Below are 20,619 nucleotides of genomic sequence, written 5' to 3'. Positions count from 1 at the left end.
ACACCTACTATGAAACAACAACATCAATTCAGCAGTATATATACCGGAAAAGAATTCTTTTTAACAGATCATCAGGTAATGGGGGAACAGGTTTTGCCTGGTGTCGCTTATCTTGAAATGGCCAGAGCGGCAGGAGCTTATGTAGCACAAGCAGCTATAACTCAATTCAAAGAGGTCAACTGGTTGCATCCCGTAAAGGTCAATGCAGCACCTGTGGAACTTCAGATCAGCATTCAGCACACAGCGAATGCGTTTACTTATGAGATTTATACAAAAGACGGAGCAAAGACTTTACATGGACAGGGAATCCTGAGTACATTTTTACAGCAGGCGCCGGAAACAAAGAATATCAGCGAATTGCGGAATAGTTTTACGCAAAGCGAAGCTAAAGCTGATGTGCTGGACGGCGCAGGTTTTTATGAGATATTTCGTTCGGTAGGGCTAGACTATGGAAAAACCTTTCAGGGAATCCAGCAGATCTATTATAGCGCAGAAGCAGCCTTATCCAAAATTGCTTTGCCGGCGCAGGAAGGTTTCCTGTGGTCACCTGGTCTGATGGACAGCGCATTGCAAACCTGCATGGGGATCAGTCTTATAGACGGGAGCCAGCAGCTGATGTTGCCTTATAGTGTAAGGGAACTTAATATTTATCAGGCGTTACCTGAAGAAATATGGTGTTATGTCAGAAAAAACAGGTCTGGTAAACTGGCAAGCAGTTATGATATTGAACTGTTAAACGAAGCAGGAGAGGTGCTGATTAGTTTTACTGAGCTGGTGGTTTTACCATTAGTGCCTAAAAACACAGTAACAGGCCTGCACTTATATAGCCACAATTGGCAAGCTGAGGCTATTCATAGCGATAAACAGGCGTCGAAAGAATCGGATACTAATCCCCTGGTTTTTCTGGCTGGCGGAGCTGCTGTACTCGCAGAAAAACTGGAAGAAAGATTGGCGTGTGAAGTGAGGATAATCATTGAAAGTACTCCCGATGCTGTTTTTATCCAGTTAATGGAAGAATTACAGCAAAGAAAACTTTCTAAGTTGACGGTGAATTTTGTTTATACAATAGCAGATGAACTGGATTACAGCTTTATTTCGGGACTGTTAAAGACAGTTGTACAAGAAAATCCACTATTTATTGGAAAGATGATCGGGGTAGAAAGCCTTGTTATCAATGAACTGGATAACTTAACGGAAATCCTGCTGGCAGAACAAGGAAATTCAGCAGCAGAAGTACGTTACCAAAAAGGAGAAAGAGAGGTTAATGTTTTAAATCCGGTTTCTGTTTTACAGCAGGAAAGCAGAATTAAAGAAAACGGAGTATACCTGATCACTGGTGGTGCTGGTGGGTTAGGGTTGATTTTTGCTGATTATCTTAATAAGGTAGCCGGAACAAAAATAATCCTTGCAGGCAGAAGCGTTTTGAATACTGCACAAAAAGAAACATTAAAAGAATTGCCGCATACTGTCTATGAACGTTGTGATGTAACCCATTTAGCAGAGGTAAAGGCTTTAATAGAAAAGATCAAGACTGAATATGGCGGGTTAGATGGAATCATTCATAGTGCCGGATTAACCCGGGATAGTTTGCTGATGAATAAAACAGCAACCGAAGTTCAGGAAGTTTTCTATGCAAAGGTTAACGGCGCTAAAAACTTAGACGAGGCAACGCAGCATGAGCAGCTTGACTTTATGGTTTATTGTTCTTCACTGGCCGGGGTTTTTGGAAATAAGGGGCAGTCAGATTATGCTGCTGCGAATGCATGGCTTGATCATTATGCACAATACCGTGAGCAGGAGCGTCTGCAAGGTAAAAGAACAGGAAAAACCCTGAGCATCAACTGGCCATTATGGAAAGAAGGCGGAATGCAGATTGATGCTGCTCAGGAAAAATATATGGCTAATCATTTTGGCCTGTTGCCGATGCCAGCTGCTGACGGGCTTGCAGCTTTGGAGCGCTTGTTAAGCAGTTCAACTGTACAGGGAATTGTTTTATATGGTAATCCGGATAAATTAACTGCGCTGTTAGCTCAACCCGAAACAACTTCAGGCATGAAGACTGAGAAAGCTAAGCAGGCAACTGTAACTGATGATGTGCTGTATGCTGCATCATTGACTTATCTGCGTGGTCTTTTGACTAAAGAGCTTCGGATGAAGGAAGAAAAACTGGATGCAGAAACTCCTTTTGAACAGTACGGAATTGATTCCATTATGATCACCAAATTGACAAATGTACTGGAAGCTGTTTTCGAAAGGATACCCAGAACCTTGTTTTTTGAATGTCAGACCTTAGCGGAATTAACGGAATATTTTGTGGAGGGTTATCCTGAGAAACTGATACAGCTTACAGGTGTAAAGACTTCATTATCTGTTTTGTCAGCTGATTATTCTGAAGTTATTGATCAACTGAGTGACACTACTGAAAAAGTAATCCTGAATCATACTCCGGTTGTCAAATCAAAAGAAATAATAAATCCAGCAGCAACTTCGGTTGCGAACGAACCGGTTGCAATTATCGGTCTGGGTGGAAGATATCCAGGAGCTAAAACCATTGCAGATTTCTGGGAAAACTTAAAGGCAGGGAAAGATAGCATCACAGAAATTCCGGCAGACCGCTGGGATCTGACAGATTTTTATGACCAGGAAAAAGGGAAGGCTGGTAAAAGTTATAGTAAATGGGGCGGGTTTCTGGAGCATATGGATCATTTTGATCCCTTGTTTTTCAATATTTCTGTTCGTGAAGCAGAATTAATGGATCCACAAGCACGTCTATTTCTTCAGACTGCGTGGGAGACACTGGAAGATGCCGGGTATACCAAAACTAAGTTACAAGGGGAAAAAGGTAAAAATGCTTTGGGTGCGCAAGTGGGCGTATATGTAGGCGTGATGTATGAAGAATATCCGCTGTTTGGTGCAGAAGAAAGTGCCAAAGGTAACTTTGTCAATCCCGGAGGAAGTATCAGCAGTATTGCGAACCGTGTATCTTATTTCTTCAATTTTCATGGGCCAAGTATGGCTATTGACACGATGTGTTCTTCCTCTTTAACGGCTATACATCTGGCTTGTGAGAGTATTCAGAACGGTAGTTGTACCATGGCTCTTGCGGGTGGGGTCAATCTAAGCGTACATCCCAACAAGTATCTGATGCTAAGTCAGGGCATGTTTGTTTCCAGCCAGGGGCGATGTGAAAGCTTCGGAGAAGGTGGAGAAGGTTATGTACCGGGTGAAGGTGTAGGCGCAGTATTGCTTAAATCATTGAGCCAGGCATTGGCCGATGGTGACCGTATTTACGGCCTGATTAAAGGCAGTTCATTAAACCACGGTGGTAAAACTAATGGCTATACCGTCCCTAATCCAAAAGCGCAGGCAGCAGTGATTAAAGCTGCTATGAAAAAAGCGGGGGTAAAAGCAGAAGATTTCAGTTATATCGAGGCACACGGTACAGGAACAAGTTTGGGCGATCCTATAGAAATTGCAGGGCTGGCTAAAGCTTTTGACGCTAAAAACAAACAATTTTGCAGTATCGGTTCTGTGAAATCGAATATCGGTCACTGTGAATCGGCTGCTGGAATATCCGGGTTGACCAAAGTATTGTTGCAATTAAAACATCGCCAATTGGTTCCTTCGCTCCATTCTGCTAAGCTGAACCCCAATATAGATTTTGAAAATACCCCATTTAAAGTTCAGCAGGAACTGGGAGAATGGCCAGCATTGAATAATAAACCTCGTATTGCGGGCATTAGCGGGTTTGGAGCAGGGGGCAGTAATGCACATTTGATCATAGCGGAATACATCCCTGCTGAAACTAACTCATACACAGCGGTTATTCCTCCGGTTATGGTGTTGTCGGCAAGAGATACGGATCGGCTTAAAGAGGTCGTAACCAATTTGAAAAGTTATGTTGAGGCACATCCTGAGCTGAACCTTGACGATCTTGCTTATACTTTGCAGACCGGAAGGGAGGCTATGGAAGAGCGGTTAGCTTTTATAGCTTCAGACAGGGAAGATTTACTCTTGCTGCTTGCCGACTATCAAAATCAAAAGGTACAGGAGCTGTATATCGGGAATACCCGTAAAGACCATCCTGGAATTTCATTGGAAGGAAAGTCTGGTAAAGCCTATCTGGAAAGTGCAATCCGCGAAAAAGAAAGCCATGCTCTTGCTCAATTATGGGCTAAGGGAGTTAATATCGACTGGAATTTATTGTATACTGGGCTTAAGCCATCACTCATTGGTTTACCTGCTTATCCGTTTGCAAATGAGCGTTACTGGTTTCCGCAAGGGGAAGGCGAATTGTCGGTTAGGGGCTCATCTAAACTACATCCTTTACTGCATAGTAACTCTTCAAGCTTGCAGGAACAGCAGTTTACCAGTATTTATACCGGGAAGGAATCTTTTCTGATGCATCATCAGGTGCAGCAGGTGAAAATATTGCCTGGCGTAGCTTATCTGGAATTAGCGAGAGCTGCGGGTGAGCAGTCCGTTCAGGAAAAGATTACCCAATTAAAAGAGGTCACGTGGTTTAGCCCGATAAAGGTAGAAACAGCTCCTCAAACTGTGTTTACGAGCCTGTTTGCTGCTGATCAGGAGATTGAGTATGAGATTTATACCAATAATGGTACTGAAGAACTTTTGCATTGCAAAGGAGTATTAACGACAAAAGAGCTGGACAGCCCTGAAAAGCAAGATCTGGATAAAATAAGATCAACTTTAACACAAGAAATAAGTGGCGGGGCTTGTTATAACTTATTTAGCGGAGCAGGACTTGAATACGGTAGCAGTTTCCGCGGTATAAAAGCATTGTACTATAGTGAGGATGTTGTATTATCCCGGATTTCCTTACCAGTGGATTACACCTATGTACTTAATCCAGGTGTACTGGATAGTGCTTTGCAAACCTGTATTGGCATGCAACTGGGCAAAAGCAGTAAAGAGCTCTTATTACCGTTCAGTGTTACCGAACTTAATATCTATCAGGCTCTACCAGATGAGTTATGGTGTTATGCTAAAAAGAACAGAGCGGGCAGCCGGGTGAGCAGTTATGATGTTCACTTGCTGGATGCTGAAGGGCAAGTGCTGATCAGTTTTAAGGAGCTGGTACTATTGCCACTGAATGGCTTTGCCAAATCAGAAACAGCGGTTAATGCCGATGCACAACTTCAGCAGGTTACCTCAGAAAGTAAAGCTAAGCCTGTGCTGCAAAAGGTAAATGGATTGCATTTATTCTCGGATAACTGGAAAGCTGAACCACAGCCTTTCGTTTCTTCAACAGCGGTAACGCCCTTAATTATCCTGGCAGGAGGCACTGAAGCTATGGCTGCCGGACTTCAGGAGAATCTCTCTTTAGTTATTAAAGCCAGTAATCATATCAATGAAGAAGACTTCTTTAACGAAATACTGACCATCGCCAAAGTATTGATGCCACACAAAAATCCGGCACATGTGATGGTGGTATGCAGTATGGATAACTATAGCCAATATGGATTTATTACAGGCTTATTAAAAACATTAACGCAGGAAAATCCGAAAATCACAGGTAAGCTGATCAGTGTAGAAGAAGGTATATTCCAGAATATAGAAGAGCTGACTGGTGTAATCGCTGCTGAACAGCAGACGATTGATCAGGAAATACGCTATCAGGCGGGGCTGCGTGAAGTGAGAACGATGGAAAGTCTATTGACAAAAACATCAAAAAAAGCTGCTGTTAAAATCAAAAAGGGTGGTGTATACCTGATTACTGGCGGTGTTGGTGGATTAGGGCTGATCTTTGCGCAGTATATTAGTAAAACAAAGGGTACAAAGCTAATTTTAACAGGTAGAAGTGAGTCATTAAACCCGGCTCAGCAAAGAGCGGTCGGCCTGCTTGGAAATGCGACCTATTATAACTGTGATGTAAGTGATGGAGTGGCTGTGAATGAGCTGATTAAAAACATTCTTGCTGAACATAAGAAATTGGACGGGATTATCCATAGCGCAGGTGTGATCCGTGATAGTTTAATCCTTCATAAAACAACAGCAGAGGTTAAACAGGTTTTTGCTGCTAAAATAAAGGGGACGAGAAACCTCGATCTTGCAACGAAAAACATAGCGCTGGATTTCATGGTCAGCTGTTCTTCTGTAGCCGGAGTCAATGGCAATGCAGGGCAATCAGATTATGCAGCTGCAAATGCCTGGGTTGATAACTACGCTTATTATAGAGAAAATGAGCGCCTTCAGGGAAGACGCCGGGGTAAAACACTAAGCATTAACTGGCCTTTATGGAAAGACGGCGGGATGCAGCTGGATGCAGAAAGTGAAACCTATATGGAACTGCATTTCGGTTTAGTCCCAATGCCAACAGCAGCAGGGTTGGAAGCGTTTGAAGATTTATTGAACAGTAAAACTGTACAGGGAATGGTACTGTATGGCCAGACTGCTAAGCAATCCAGCCTGGTTGATCAGCTTATCGAAAACGCTGAATCTTTACTGAATGAATCGATAAAAACATCGGATGTTGTAGCTGTAACAGTTGCAGTAACCGACCAGGTTTTGAATGATGCTACTGTAACTTACCTCCGCAAATTACTGGCTAAGGAGTTAAGAATGCCAGAAGAAAAACTATTGCCAGAGGTTCCTTTTGAAAATTACGGAATTGATTCTGTGCTGGTAATCAGACTATCCAATCGTTTAGAAGAAGTATTTGGTAAGCTGCCGCGTACTTTGTTTTTCGAGTACCTGAGCCTGAAAGAACTTTGTGGTTATTTCGTGGAAGCTCACCGTTCACAGCTATTAGCGCTTACAGGTTTGGCTGCTGCTTCAGTTCCTGTGGATTCAGCTGTTCAACAGGAAACCGTCCTGACCGGAACGCCTTTCATTAATCAAAACAGACGTCAGCGTTTTGCGGCGGTTCCGCAACAACAAAATAATTTAACTGAAGCTATTGCCATCATTGGGATCAGCGGACGTTATCCCGGTGCAAATAATCTCTCAGAATTCTGGGAGAATCTTAAAGCAGGGAAAGACTGTATTACCGAAGTCCCTGAAGACAGGTGGAATGCAGAAGAAATATATCACCAGGAAAAAGGACAGCCCGGCAAGAGTTATAGCAAGTGGGGCGGGTTCATGAATGATATTGATAAGTTCGATCCTTTATTTTTCAATATTTCTCCAAGAGAAGCAGAATTAATGGATCCTCAGGAAAGGCTGTTTATACAAACAGTTTGGGAAACGATGGAAGATGCAGGTTATACCCGTGAAAGTTTGAGGGCCGAAGATCAGCAAACAGGAATAGCCAGAAGAATAGGTGTTTATGCGGGCGTGATGTATGAGGAATACCAATTGTTTGGTGCAGAAGAAAGAATGAAAGGGAATTTTGTGACCCCTGCCGGCATTGCCAGCGGTATCGCAAACAGGGTTTCTTACTTTTTCAACTTTAACGGGCCAAGCATGGCGGTAGATACGATGTGTTCGTCGTCATTAACAGCCATACATCTGGCCTGTAAAGATATATTGACGGGAGATACGGATATGGCCATTGCCGGAGGGGTCAATGTCAGCGTACATCCAAACAAATACCTGATGTTAAGCCAGGGACGTTTTGTGTCTGGTGCGGGCCGTTGTGAAAGCTTCGGAGAAGGCGGGGATGGTTATGTACCCGGAGAAGGTGTAGGAACGGTCTTATTAAAGCGCCTGAGCGAAGCAATCAAAGATGGTGACCATATTTATGGTCTGGTTAAAGGCACGGCCTTAAATCACGGCGGTAAAACGAATGGGTATACGGTCCCTAATCCTAAAGCACAGGCCGCGGTTATTCGGGCGGCGATGAAAAAAGCTGGGGTAAAAACTAGTGATTTTAGTTATATCGAAGCACATGGAACAGGTACAAGTCTGGGCGATCCCATAGAGATTGCTGGTTTAACCAGGGCATTTGAAACCACAGATAAACAATTTTGCAGTATTGGCTCAGTAAAGTCCAATATCGGACACTGTGAATCTGCGGCTGGTATTTCGGGTTTAACAAAAGTGATTTTGCAGCTTCAGCATCAACAACTGGTTCCATCGCTGCATTCAGCGGCTTTGAATCCGGACATTGATTTTGCAAACAGCCCGTTTAAAGTACAGCAGACTTTAGAAGAATGGCCTTCCATAGCAGGTAAGCCTCGTATTGCAGGCATCAGCGGTTTTGGTGCGGGAGGTAGCAATGCGCATCTCATTATCCAGGAGTATCAGGGATTACCAGCTCAATCCTACGCTTATGAAATGCCTGCGATCATTATCCTTTCCGCTAAACAGGCCAGCCGTATTCCAATTCAGGTCAGTAATTTAAAATACTTTTTGGAAGCGTATCCGCAAACCAATTTGTACAATCTGGCCTATACACTGCAAACCGGCAGAGAGGCTATGGACGAACGTCTGGCGTTTATTGCAGGTAGTATTGAAGATTTGCTGGTACAGTTAACCAGTTATCATCAAGGGGAAACAGCAAATTCAATTGCCGGCAATATCCGTAAAGGGGAAACTATTGCTGAAGGAAATGACGCGCTGGCTATTGCCCGGGCATGGGTCAAAGGAAAGGCTACAGATTGGAACCTGCTTTATCAGCAGGGCTTACCTTCCCGGATCAGTTTGCCGGCCTATCCTTTTGTGAAAGACCGGTACTGGATTCCTGTAGTCAACAAAGAAATTATCCAAAACGGAACAGCCAGTTTACATCCGCTGCTGCACAGCAATGAGTCTGATCTGAGCGCACAAAAGTTTACCAGCACTTACACAGGTAAAGAAGATTTTTTAACCAAGTGCCACATCCCCAACAATAAAGAGTTGCCAGCTACAGCATTGCTTGAACTGGCAAGAGAAGCGGGTGAGCGCAGTTTGCGTCAACGTATTACACAAATCAAGGACGTGACCTGGATGGATCCTATCCGGGTAAATGGATCTCCGGCTAAAGTACAGATCAATCTGTTTGCTGCCGGAAATGATATTGGTTATGAAATTTACACCCAGCATCAAGCGCAAAAAGAACAACTTAGCGGGTTGGGTTTATTGAACGCAACGCTTCAGCAAGTGCCGGATCAAAAAGATATTCAGGCTTTATTAAAGCATTACCAGCACGAGATCAAAAAAGATGAACTTTATCAATTGTTTGCCGATGCGGGTAAAAACCATGGGATTGATTTTCAGGGAATATCAAATTTATATTATGATGAGACACAGGCACTGTCAAAAATAGAGCTGCCGGTAACGGATGGTTTCATTTTATCTCCGGGATTACTGGATAGTGCTATACAAACGTGCACTGGCTGGTTATTGAGTCAGGGTGAACGTTCATTATATCAGCTTTCCGGAGCTGCCGAAATAACGATTTTTGGAACATTGCCTGCTGTAATCTGGTGTCACGCAGTTTTTGAAAGACAAGCGAAGGATACTATTTGTTGTCAGCTTGATGTGCTGAATGCGATGGGAGATGTTTTACTGCGTTTCAAAGACCTGATCTTAGTCCCTGAGCAGCAGTCAGAAGATGGCTTAAAAGGCAGGTCATCTATGGCTTACAAACCTGTATGGGACCGGATAATAACATTACCCGCTGTTTCCGCGCCAATTTCAGGAAAACAAGTACTGGTTACTGGAAATTCTAACCCGGTATTTGCACAGCGGCTTGGCCAATGGTTAACGGATCAGGGAGCAGAAGTTTCGATCGTTGAAAAACTGGAAACTATTCCTGAGGAGCTTGCAGGTGTTTATCTTTTGCAGGGACTTCCGGGATTAACAGAAGGACCGGATCACGAAATGGCTGTATTTACAAGCGTAAAACAGTTATTGAATGCAGCAGCCAAAGATTTAAAACTAACCGTATTTACGTGTCAAACGCAGCAGGTATTTTCTGGTGACGTAGTCACAGCAGCTGGTAGCGGGATTAACGGATTGATTGGCGCACTGGTTAAAGAACAGCCGCAATGGTCAATCAGCAGAATTGATCTGGAACTGTCCGATGATCCTCAAATGCCAGTGGAACCGGATTGGTCAACGCTGTTTGCTACCAGCTTAAATAAAGAAAATGCAGTGACCTGTTTAAGAGCGCACCATTATTACAGACAACAGCTTTGTCCTTTAGTTTTACCAGAGGTGAAGTCTTCAAAATTCAGAAAATCTGGTGTTTATATCTTATTAGGTGGTGCTGGTGGGTTAGGCAAAGTAACCACTGCGTATTTGGTAAAGCATTATCAGGCTCAGGTTATCTGGCTGGGAAGAAGACCCGTAGATGCGGCTATTCAGGCGGCTCAGGAAGAAATTTCAAGATTAGGCGTGAAGCCTGAATACTATCAATGTGATGCTGCTAAGCTCTCAGATGTTGAAAAAGCCTATCAGCTGATCAGAGAAAATCACCAGGAAATACATGGTCTTTTTCATTCGGCAATTGTCCTTCAGGACAGGCTGCTGAAGAATATGACTGAAGAGGATTTTAATAAAGCTTTTATTCCTAAATCTGTGGCCAGTTCTAACCTGGTGGATGTTTTTGGACAGGAGCCAATGGATTTCATCTGTTTTTACTCTTCTGTACAGGCATTGGTTCATGCGCCGGGTCAGAGTAACTATGCCGCAGGTTGTGCTTATAAAGACAGTTATGCGTTAAGCGTAAATAGCGGGCGTATCCCTGTGAAAATTATCAACTGGGGATTCTGGGGTGAAGTTGGTGTAGTGGCAGCGGATGGTTATAAAGATAAAATGAAACAGGCTGGTGTAGAGAGCATCAGTGCTGAAGAAGGTATGCAGTTATTGGAAATGGTGATCGGCAGTGAACAGCAGCAGGTTGTTGCGATTAAACTATCTGCTGCGGCAGCGGCATCCATACCGGCTATGCGTCAGGATCTGGAAATTTCGGCTGTAAAAGCATTATCCATATTGCAATTGGCAAAACCTGATGAGTTAGTTTATCCTAAAGCAGATCAGCTGGATTTAACTTTTAAAACCCTTTGTTGTAAAGGGCTGTTAAAAGTTTTGCTGGAAATGGGTTTAATACAGCAGCAACAAGCAGGACAGACTTTAAGTAGCCTGAGAACAGCATTAACTATCCATGATAAATATGAGCAGCTATTCTTTGTGCTGATCGGATTGCTCCAGGAGCAAAACTACCTTACTGTAAAAGATTCACAAATTACTATTGATCCTGCTATTCAATCGGAACTTATCAATTTCAGTTTTGAACAGCAAATGAATGCACTGGTAACGCAGGAACAGGAATATCGCCCGCATGGGGCGCTACTGCAAATCTGTTTAGCGGCTTTCCAGGAGATTTTACGTGGAAAACAGCAAGCAACCACCGTCATGTTCCCCGGGGGAAGTATGGAGTATGTGAGTGGTATTTACAAAGGAAATGCGCAATCTGATTATTTCAATAATTTATTAGCCAGTATTGTCAAAAATAGTGTTGCTCAGAGCATTCCTTACTTACAGACTGGTGAAAAGATCAGGATACTGGAAGTTGGCGCCGGAACGGGTGGCACGAGCCAGGTGGTTTTCAAAGCACTGGAGCCTTATAAAGAACATCTTTTTTATCTGTACACTGATTTGTCACGCAGCTTCCTGAGCTATGCGGAACAGCATTTCAAAGGCATTGCTCCATATCTGGAGACGGCGATCCTTAACATCGAGCAGGCTCCTGCTCAGCAGCAGGTTGCTCTTGGAAGTTATGATATTGTGATTGGGGCCAATGTGGTACATGCGACTAAAAACATGACCGTAACGCTAAACAATATCAAGACTTTACTGAAGAAAAATGGCCTGTTTATCCTGAATGAAATTGCACGGACCGAACTTTTTACCACACTTACTTTTGGTTTACTGGACGGCTGGTGGCTTTATGAGGATGCAGGAATCAGGTTAAAAGGCAGCCCTGGTTTATCAGCAGCAGGCTGGAAGACTGTGTTAACAGAAACAGGCTATTCGCAGGTAAAAAGCTATCCGGGCCTGACTGATCTTTCTCAGCAGATTGTATGTGCACTCAGCGATGGAATGATTCAGCACGGTTTAAAAGTGACCAGCATAATTCCTCGGCAGAACAAACAAGCACCTGTTCTGCAAAATACAATAATCAAGCATAATGAACCAGTAATGAAAAAAGCAATGGATAATAAAACCCTGGTTAATAAAGTGGTTAACATCGCTGCGGCGCTGATTAAACTTCCACCCGGTGAATTCGATATAGAGAGCCAGTTTATGGATTATGGATTTGATTCTATCCTGAGTATGGAACTGGTTAAAAACATCAATGAAACATTAAATGTGGCATTGAAGCCTACTGATATCTTCAGTTATAACAATATACAACAGCTGGCAGATTTTCTGCAACAGAACTTTGGGGAAATATTGCAAACAGAATTGACTGTAGAAATTGCAGACCCAGTAGTCGTTAATTCGTTAAGCGCATCTGTGAAAACGCGTTTTACAGCATCTACGGTTCCTGCTGAACCTGTTTATGCAGCCGGGAATGATATCGCTGTGATCGGTATGAGCGGCCAGTTTGGTGCTGCAAATGATATGGATACTTTTTGGGAAGTGTTAAAGAACGGGAAAAGCCTGGTGGGCGATTTACCGGACAGCAGATGGCAGGGGTATGTCAATAAGGAAAGTTTTAAATGGACGGGAAGTTTTATGCTGGATATCGACAAGTTCGATCCGGTATTCTTTAAGATCTCTGGAAATGAAGCTGAGTTGATGGACCCTCAACAGCGTTTGTTCTTAGAGCATTGCTGGAAAGCGATAGAGGATGCAGCGATTAATCCGAAAAGTTTAAAAGGCAGCAAGTGCGGGGTTTATGCGGGAGTTGCACCGAGTGATTACAGTATCCGCGAATGTGAAGAAGCTTCAGTAATGTGGGGCAATTCCAGTGCAGTATTAGCGGCCAGAATTTCTTATTTACTGGATTTAAAAGGGCCTGCGGTTTCTGTAGACACAGCCTGTTCAAGTTCTCTGTTAGCGATGGACATGGGATGCAGCAGTTTGCAAAAAGGTGAAACTGACCTGATTATTGCTGGTGGGGTCAATATAATGACCACTCCTGGTTTTTATTCGCTGGCTGACCGGGCAGGGATGATGTCTGCTGGCGGACAGTGTTATACTTTCGATAAACGTGCAGACGGTTTTGTTCCGGGCGAAGGTGTAGGGGTCGTGATCATGAAGCGTCTTGCAGATGCAGAAAGGGATGGTGACCGTATTTATGGTGTAATCAAAGCGAGTTTAACAAATCAGGATGGTGCCTCGAATGGGATTACTGCGCCAAGTGTTTTAGCGCAGCAGGAATTGGAAAAAGAGGTTTACCAGAAGTTTAAGATCAATCCGGAAACAATTTCTTATGTAGAAGCACATGGCACAGGAACAAGTTTAGGCGATCCTATTGAACTAGATGCTTTAACACATGCTTTTAGACAATATACAGCGCGTAAACAGTATTGCACCATTGGAAGCGTTAAAACCAATATCGGCCATACACTGGTTGCTGCGGGCGTAGCAGGGGTAATGAAAATCATGTTATCCTTAAAACATAAACAGTTGCCTCCTTCATTGAATTATGAGGAATGTAATCCTTTAATTGACATGCTGAACAGTCCTTTCAAGGTGGAGTCAAAACTAATGGACTGGGCAACTGAAAATAACAGTCCAAGGCGTGCCGCAATTAACAGCTTTGGTTTTAGTGGGACTAATGTCCATATGATCATTGAAGAATATCAGGATAACAGGCCTGCTGTGGCTGCTACAGGCCCCGCTATCATTGTAATTTCTGCTAAAAATGCAGAAAGACTTCAGCATCAGGTTAAGAATCTTGTTTCCTGGCTGGAACGTAATCCAGACAGCCTGCTGCATGAAATTGCCTATACCTTGCAAAAAGGCAGACAGCCGATGGAAGAACGTCTGGCTATCATTGCTTCAGATCGTGCAGAACTGAATAAACAGCTTACTGACTTCTTAAATGGTAATACAGAGCAGTTAATGACGGGCAATATTAAAAAGAATAAAGCAGACTTTTTACTGGAAGGCGGAGCAGGGCAGGCTTATATTGATTATGCGGTTTCGCATGGAGAAATCAAGTCTATTGCGCTGTTATGGACTAAAGGAATTGCAATTAGCTGGGACTTATTGTATACTCAGGGCAAGCCAAAAAGAATCAGCTTACCAGCTTATGCTTTTGCCCGTCAAAGGTATTGGGTACCTGAAGCGAAAAATTTAGTGAGTCAGCAACATCATAGCTATTTACATCCACTGTTACACCAGAATACTTCAACGGTTAAAGCGCTTCAGTTTACAAGTGTTTTCACTGGAAAAGAAAAGTTTTTGGTAGATCATCAAATACAATCCAGGAAAATATTACCAGGTGTAGCTTATCTGGAAATGGCCAGGACGGCTGGTACAGAAGCTTTATCGCAAACAGTAACCGGCCTGAAAAATGTGGCCTGGCTGAGTCCGGTTAGTGTAACCGGTCAGGAAGAAAAAGTACATATCCGTTTACAAAGTTACGGGGAAGAGCTTAGTTATGAAATTTACTCCGTAGCCGGACAAGAACGTTTGCATAGCCAGGGACGTATTTCAATAGCGCCACTGTCAGCGAAAGACCGTCTGGATCTGAAAGCTATCCGCAGCAGGTTAGGTGATTCCGTCGAACGCGCAGCTTGCTACGACATATTTAAGCAAATGGGGTTAGATTACGGTGCCAGTTTCCAGGGAATTGAAACGATGTATTATTCCGGATCAGAAGCTTTGTCGAAGATCTCTCTGCCTCAGGAAAATGGATTCGCTGTTTCTCCTGGTTTATTGGATAGTGCATTGCAAACCTGCATGGGGCTTAGTTTCGCTGGCAAAAAATCGAGCGTACAGCTTCCTTTCAGTGTGAAAGAGATCTCGTTTTATGCTGAGGTACCAAACACAGTCTGGAGTTATGCAAGAAAAAGTAAAACTAACCATGGAAATGGCCCTGTGACTATTTATGATGTAGATATTGTCAATGAAATGGGAGATGTTTTATTAAGCTTCTGTGATTTTGTAACCCTTCCGGTTGATGGGCCGGGGAAAACGGAAACGACTGAATCTGTCATAGATGCCTGCATTTTTAATATGAATTGGGAAGAGTCTGCGGCACAAGAGAGTTTTGTGGAGCAAGAACATGAGGTGGTCCCGCTGATCCTTCTGGCTGGTGGCCCGGCTCAGCTTGCAGAAAACCTGACAGGAGAGTTAGGTGTTGAAACAGAAGTGATTACAGGGGAAACCGCTGAAGAATATCTGCTCAATGTGATGGCTGTGGTTCAAAATAAAGTAACGGCAAAACACCATTCTCATTTGATGATTGTTTGCAGCCAGGAAGATTATCTGGAATATGGTTTCATCTCCGGCTTATTAAAAACAGCTCACCTGGAAAATCCGGGGATCAGCGGAAAGCTAATCGTTACCGACCGCTTATCTGTTAAGGATATGCCAGAACTGATAACGGTTCTGCAAGCAGAGCTGAATACTACAGATGCGGAAATCCGCTATGAGACTGGCATCAGAAAAGTAAAAAAACTTCAGGAAACCGAGCTGTCAGCTAGTGATGGATTGAAGATCAAAGAAGGGGGTGTTTACCTGATTTTGGGGGGCGCAGGTGGAGTAGGCCGTATCTTTGCAAATCACATCAGTAAAATCCCGCAGACTAAGGTAGTTTTAGCGGGCCGGGGTGAATTAGATGCAGAAAAGAAGGCTTTCATCTCCGGATTAGCACATGGTGATTACTTCAATTGTGATGTAACTAACTCAGAAGAAGTAATCCGTTTACTTGCGCTGGTTAAGGAAAAATATCAGCGGATAGATGGGATTATCCATAGTGCAGGTGTTACCCGGGACAGCCTGATTATTAATAAAACGCAGCAAGAAGTACACGAGGTGCTGGAAGCTAAGATTACCGGGGTTAGAAATCTGGATGAGGCTTCTAAAAATGAAGCACTCGATTTCATGATCTTTTTTTCCGGACTGGCTGGTATCTCAGGAAACGCAGGGCAGGCAGATTATGCGGCTGCGAATGTCTATTTAGACAATTATGCTTTCTACAGAGAAAGTGAACGTATCAAAGGGAAAAGACAAGGTAAAACGATTAGTATTAACTGGCCATTCTGGAAAGAAGGCGGGATGTCTATTGATCAGGCAAGCCTGGAATATCTGAATAAACAATATGGATTATTACCGCTGCCTTCTGCTTCAGGGATTGATATTTTTGAGCAGTTGTTAGGCAGTGCGTATAATCAGGGGGTAGTGGTTTATGGAAAAGTGGATAAAATAAGGCCACAGTTCCTGAACAAACTAGTGGTGAAACAGAAACAGGTCAGTGCTGCTGCTCCTGTAGAACATCCTGCGGGTTTACATCCAAAAGTAGCAGCGAAATTACTGACTATCACAGCGCAATTGTTAAAGCTTCCGGAAAGTGATCTGGAACTGGATGAGAAATTAAGTGATTATGGTTTTGATTCTATTTTGCTGATCAAATATTCCAATGAACTGAATGATTTCTATGATACTGACCTTACTCCAGCTGTTTTCTATAATTATCCAACTATAGACGGGCTTGCTGAGTTTCTGGTGGAAGAATATCAGGATAAATTATTGGTTAAACATCAGCCGGAACTGGTCTTCACTCCACAAGAGGAAATGCGGGAAGAAGCTTTACCAGAGGTTGTTCAAAAGCGCTATCCGCTTTCAGAAGGTCAGAAAGGTTTGTGGTTTATCCAGCAACTGGAACCGGAAAATGTGAATTATAATGTGCCTGTATCCTTTATCATACCGGGTAAAATTGAGCATACACTGGTAAAAAAAGCTTTCCAGTTTACATTGGATGAGTATCCGATCTTAAAATCAAGCTTTCTGACAGATGAATTGACGGGTGAGGTTTATAATCAGTTCAACAATCTGGCTGAAGTTGATTTAGATGATCAGGATCTGATTGAAGATCAGCAGATCAAAGAAGTTTGCTGGGGGCTGATCAGGACACCGTTTAACCTGGAAACAGACCGTCCGGTCAGGTTATATATCAGAAGAGATCAAAAAGCAGCTAAAAACTATGTCCTGCTGGTTTTTCATCATATCATATTTGATGGAATGTCGAGTTCTGTATTTATTGCTTCACTCTTTGAAAAATATCAGCAGCTTTTAAACGGGCAGAAGATTGCCTTAAAAGAACCTGATTTTGCCTATTTCAATTATGTAGAATGGGAACAGACCTATATGCAGAGTAAAATGGGAGAGAAAAGCCTGGCTTACTGGAGAGAAAATCTGTCTGGTGTATTGCCAATCTTAAACCTGCCTTATGATTTATATGTTCCGGGCAAACTAAAAACAACAACAATCGGCATTGAACGGATGCAGCTTGAACAGCAGCAGGTTGAACAATTGAAAGAGTTAAGCCGGGCACTGAAAGTTAATTTATCTGTGATCTTCTCTGGTATTTATGCCATGCTGCTTCATAAATTGACTGGTGAGGAAGATCTGCTGGTCTTAATGCCTACAGCCGGCCGTCCGCGGAAGGAGTACGAAAACAGCATCGGTTATTATGTAAACATGATGATTTTGCGTAATCGTATATCTCCGGAACTGACCTTCGCTGAACTGGTGAAAAACATTCAGCAGGAAATGATCAATGGGATATCGCACGCTGCTTATCCATTGCCTAAGTTATTGGCAGATCTGAATCTTGATCGTTCTGGTACCAGGGAAACGCCGTTTAAGGTGTCGTTCATTTATCAGAATATCTTTGATGAGATGCTGAAAGGCGGATCGGGAGTTGAAATCTATGATGAAGTTTACCAGGAAACGGCACATGTTTATTCCTTAGAAATACAGGACTTAAAAAAGGATATTATCCTTAGTCTGAAATATGATCAGGATGTATTTGCTTCCGCGTCAATCAAGCGGCACATGGAGTATTTCAACGAGCTGCTTAAAGGCGTGCTGGAAGATGCCTCAAAACAGCTTAAGACTTATGAAATGCTTTCTGCAAAAGAAATTCATTACCTGTTAAATGAACGCAATGCGACCGCTGTGGCTTATCCGCAAAATAAAACACTTTCGGATCTTTTTGAGCAGCAGGTGCTGCAAACACCAGATCATATTGCAGTAGTGCATGATGGCGGGCGGATCACTTACAGGGAACTGAATAACAAGGCGAACCGCCTGGCTGGTTTATTAGTGAAATCAGGGTTGCCTGCAAATGCACCGGTAGCGATAGTTTCTCATAAAAGCCTGGAACAAGTTTGGGGTGTAATGGGTATTCTGAAAGCAGGAGGTCATTATATTCCTGTGAAAGGCAGTTTGCCACAAGCAAGGATGAATGAGCTGATTTCCCAAACTGAATCCAGTATTGTACTGGTACAGCGTGATTATCTGGACAAAGTCCATTGTCCTGAAGGCGTAAAAGTTATCGTATTGGAAGAGGATACTTTTGCCGGGGAGGCTGCGGAACATGAAACGGTGAAAGTACTGGATACTGAGCTGGCTTATATCATTTTTACTTCGGGATCTACTGGAAAACCAAAAGGGGTGATGATCGATCACAGAGGCGCCGTAAATACGCTGTATGATATGAACGCACGTTTTAATATCACGGCAGATGATAAGGTATTCGGTATCTCTGATCTGAATTTTGACCTTTCTGTCTATGATATCTTTGGTACACTGGCTTGCGGGGCAACATTGATTCTGCCTTTAGAGCAGGAGGGATTAAATCCGGATATCTGGCTTCGTTATGTACAGGAAGAAAAAGTAACCGTTTGGAATTCTGTACCTCAGATTGTTAACCTGCTGATTGAAAGACAGGAGGATAACGCGGAAATGCAGCTTTCCAGTTTGAGGATGTACTGGATGAGCGGCGATTGGATTCCGCTGGATCTTCCAGGCAGAATCAGGGCGCTGAATCCTGATAGTGAAGTGATTAGCCTGGGTGGAGCGACAGAAGGATCTATCTGGTCTATTTATTTCCCTATAGGCGAAGTTGATCCTTCCTGGAAAAGCATTCCTTACGGTTATCCCCTTGGAAATCAGGAAATGTATGTACTGGATGCTAATCTTTCCCCTTGTCCGGTAAATGTTCCCGGGGATATTTATATCGGGGGAATTGGGGTAGCTAAAGGTTATCACAATGATCCGGAGAAAACTGCGGCTGGTTTTATGCTGCATCCGGAAATGGGAAAACAGCTTTACCGTACTGGGGATATGGGCTGCCAGCATCCTGATGGCTTTATAATGTTCCTTGGCAGACAAGACGGACAAGTAAAGATCAATGGGTTCAGAGTAGAGCTTGGGGAAATAGAAACCGTTCTGCAACTTTCCCCTCTGGTTAAACAAGGTATAGTGCTGACTGTGGAAGATGACTGCCGGAATAAGCGGTTAGTCGCTTATGTAGTGGTTCATGATCCTTTGAATAAGGAAGAATTACAACAACATCTGCGGGCTCATTTACCGGAATATATGGTGCCTTCTTTATTTGTGGAAATAGACAAAATCCCTTTGTCTTCTAATGGAAAAGTAGACCGGAAAGCTTTACCTGATGCAGAACTCAGTGCTGTTACCCACCGGGATTTTATAGCACCATCTGATGCGATGGAAATTGAACTGGCTGCGATCTGGTCAAAATTGCTGAAAACAGAAGAGGTAGGTATTCATGATAATTTCTTTGATGCGGGAGGAAATTCGCTGACAATGATCCAGCTGACACATAAAATCAATACGGCATTCGGAAAAGATATCCAGTTAATCCATATCATGAAAAGCCCGACCATTGCGGAAATCAAGGTATTAATCAATGCCTATGAAGAGGCGCAGGATGCGGCTGTTTTAACTTTAAGAGAGGGAACGGCAGAAGAAGTAGCCTTTATTATTCCAGGGGCACTGGGTTCAACAGAAGGTTATTTTGGCCTGGCTGGTAATTTACCCGGAGAAGGTGCTGTATATGGTTTGCAGATGAAAGGGATTGCCGGAAATGAAACACCAAATACAAGCATTGAAGCCATGGCTGCATATAACCTGGAGCAGATCAAACAGACTGGTGTAATTGGTGGAGTCACTTTATTAGCCCATAGTTATGGCGGTATTGTGATCTATGAAATGATCAGACAGGCTGAAGGCACGGGGGTAGAGATTGAGAAAGTTATTTTACTGGATTGTTTTGTAGATCCGCTTTCTTCTTTCTATACCGTACAAGAGGCTGATAAGCTGGGTACTTACTTCCGGTCGCTGATTAAATTCAGTCAGCCCTGGCTGGATGAAAAAGCGGTAACCAGTTTAGTAAACCAGTTACCTGCGGAAAACTACATGACGTTTATTTGTGAAATCGTCCATACGCTTCCTGCAAAAACAATAGGAAAAATGTGGGAGGTATTCCGCGCAGCTGTTTCAGCTGTTTACAGCATGGAGGAGAAATTAAACCAGACGGTCAATTTCATACAGGCTGATAATTCAAAACTCGAAGGAGAGGACTGGGGGGATGCAGGGGCAGCAGCGGGTTGGGATAATTATTTCAGCGACGTACAAATCATCTATTCGCAGGCCAATCACTTTACCATCGTGAATGCACCTTATTGTACAGAATGGTTAACAGAAATGAACATTGAACAGAATATAAAACAAACTTTATAG

At 43.2% G+C, this 20,619-nt stretch carries 1 protein-coding gene; it reads left to right on the top strand.

Translation table 11 applies throughout. From position 1 onward, the window contains the following. Positions 1-9 precede the first annotated feature (9 nt). Positions 10-20,619, top strand: a complete 20,610-nt coding sequence (locus tag HDE70_RS11895; protein WP_183890284.1) for a non-ribosomal peptide synthetase — start codon at positions 10-12, stop codon at positions 20,617-20,619.

Source organism: Pedobacter cryoconitis, assembly GCF_014200595.1.
Taxonomy (GTDB): domain Bacteria; phylum Bacteroidota; class Bacteroidia; order Sphingobacteriales; family Sphingobacteriaceae; genus Pedobacter; species Pedobacter cryoconitis_C.
The sequence above is the reverse complement of the archived record's forward strand: the minus strand, read 5'-3'. Positions and strand labels throughout refer to the sequence as shown.

What these genes read in the sequence shown, in the direction of transcription:
- HDE70_RS11895 (WP_183890284.1), top strand. Translation starts at nt 10, where the DNA reads ATGAAACAACAACATCAATTCAGCAGTATATATACCGGAAAAGAATTC.